At 39.2% G+C, this 1,804-nt stretch carries 3 protein-coding genes; all 3 read right to left on the bottom strand.

What is annotated here, in order from left to right; translation table 11 throughout:
• On the bottom strand, nt 1–333 hold a 333-nt coding region (locus BCT81_RS20095; protein ID WP_133152667.1), incomplete at its 3' end, for a GNAT family N-acetyltransferase.
• A gap of 138 nt (nt 334–471) precedes the next feature.
• Nucleotides 472–1,104, bottom strand: coding sequence for a LysE family translocator (locus tag BCT81_RS20090; protein ID WP_102425581.1), 633 nt, complete (start codon nt 1,102–1,104; stop codon nt 472–474).
• A 33-nt stretch (nt 1,105–1,137) separates the two neighbouring features.
• Entirely contained in the window at nt 1,138–1,668 is a 531-nt protein-coding gene (locus BCT81_RS20085) for a hypothetical protein (protein WP_133152666.1), read from the bottom strand.
• Nucleotides 1,669–1,804: the final 136 nt, after the last annotated feature.

Below are 1,804 nucleotides of genomic sequence, written 5' to 3'. Positions count from 1 at the left end.
CACTATGCCACTACAGTCTACCCCCTTACCTTCACAAAACAAGGAAACCTCGGATAACATAAACGTACCAATCCCTTGACCCCGATAATGTTCAGCAACACAAAAGTCGACTATCCCCAAAACCCTGTGTACTTCATTCCCAACCTTTATTACCCGATAATCTAATCCGAGATACCCGACAAGCACGTCTCCTTCATACTGTAGCGCCCGAAGATGAGGGAGTTGTTTAAAGTAGGAACGCCCAACTTGATGCTTTGGAAATGATTGATTCCGCAACATCATTATTTCTTTATGCTGCTTTTCGGTCACATTAATTTCATATACGATTTTCATACTCATCCTCGTAAGAGCTAACGGGCGAAACACCAGAAAGTTAAATTTATCACTTGGTATTACATGCCAGTAATGAACGCTCTGATTGTGTATTCAGTTTTGAAACTTGCAAGTTTAAATTGAGTAGTGCCCCTAAACTCACGAAGAGTTTACCAAGGCCATAACACCTAACAGTATAAAAATACTTCCAGACCACCTTGAGAAAAAATCAACCCAGTGACTTCTTTCTTTGAACCTTTTATGTAGATGACTCGCCATCAAAACACTTAAAAGATCTGCACTGCTAAACATTAAATTCGTAAAAACACCCAAAATGAGCAATTGCGCCCACACAGCAATACTCCCTACTTCATTCACAAACTGTGGCAAAAAAGCAAGATAAAAAATGGCAGCTTTAGGGTTCAAAACATCTACAATGACACTCTCAATGAAAGTTCTGTTAGGAGAGGGCATATTACTTTCGCGAGAAGTAACCCTTAACTTTTTAGTTAGATAGATACGCTGGAACCCCAACCAAACGAGGTAAAGAGCTCCTAACTTTTGAATAACTGAATAGAGAGTAGGATTAGCTAAAAGCACCGAAGACAAACCTAATACAGCTAAAATCACATGGACATACCCTCCTATATGAAGGCCGAAAGCTGCCATTATTCCTACTTTCTTCCCTCCTGACACCGCTTGAGCAATACTATAAAGCATCGCCGGACCGGGCATGAACGCATATAACAAAGTAACAACTAAGTAGGTCAACAATTCCGTATTTGAGGTCACTGTTATTCAAACTCCCTTTTGTTTTTAACAATTTCATTTTCCGAAGCGACTTTCCATGTCGAAGTCATTCTTTTCTAGCCCTAAGGCAGCCAATTGATGAAAAGAGGTTTGTTGATTTGCTCGAACCGCGAGTAATTTATCTTTCATCTTTGCGACAATCGCACACCTAACTTCTCTACCATTCACCGAAGAAAATGACTCACGAAATTTTTTGGCAGAAATTTTATCCTGTTTAAGCAAGGATACATTCTTCCCAACGACGTCAAGAAAATCGGAACGACTCTTATCTTTCAGAAAATCAACTTTGTTATAAGTAAACCTACTTATAATGCGTGGTTCATAGTTACTAACGAGAATATTTGCCGCTTTCAGACTTTTTTCCCATTCGAGCCTCATACTTTCAAACGTCAAATATTTCGTTGGTAGATTATACTTTTTGTGCTCTCTGATGGCTGTTTCCACTAATATCTGTGTCTGGTTTTCACTCAACTCCAGACGATTCAGGTTAAAAGAGCCGTAGCCCATTATTAACTTATCTTCCCCTTTTAGGATTGCTAGTGCCAAAGGCGTTCTCAACTAACTGAGGCCACATTTTACCCATAGGTAAATAACTACAGAATAAGTGCCTCGATACCATCATAATTTCACCGAAAACATAAAACCATTTACAGTAAGCTAAGCCAACAACATCGATTAGATT

Origin of the sequence: Vibrio sp. 10N.261.52.A1 (assembly GCF_002876325.1) — a bacterium.
Taxonomy (GTDB): domain Bacteria; phylum Pseudomonadota; class Gammaproteobacteria; order Enterobacterales; family Vibrionaceae; genus Vibrio; species Vibrio chagasii.
This window is presented reverse-complemented; position numbering and strand designations above follow the sequence as displayed.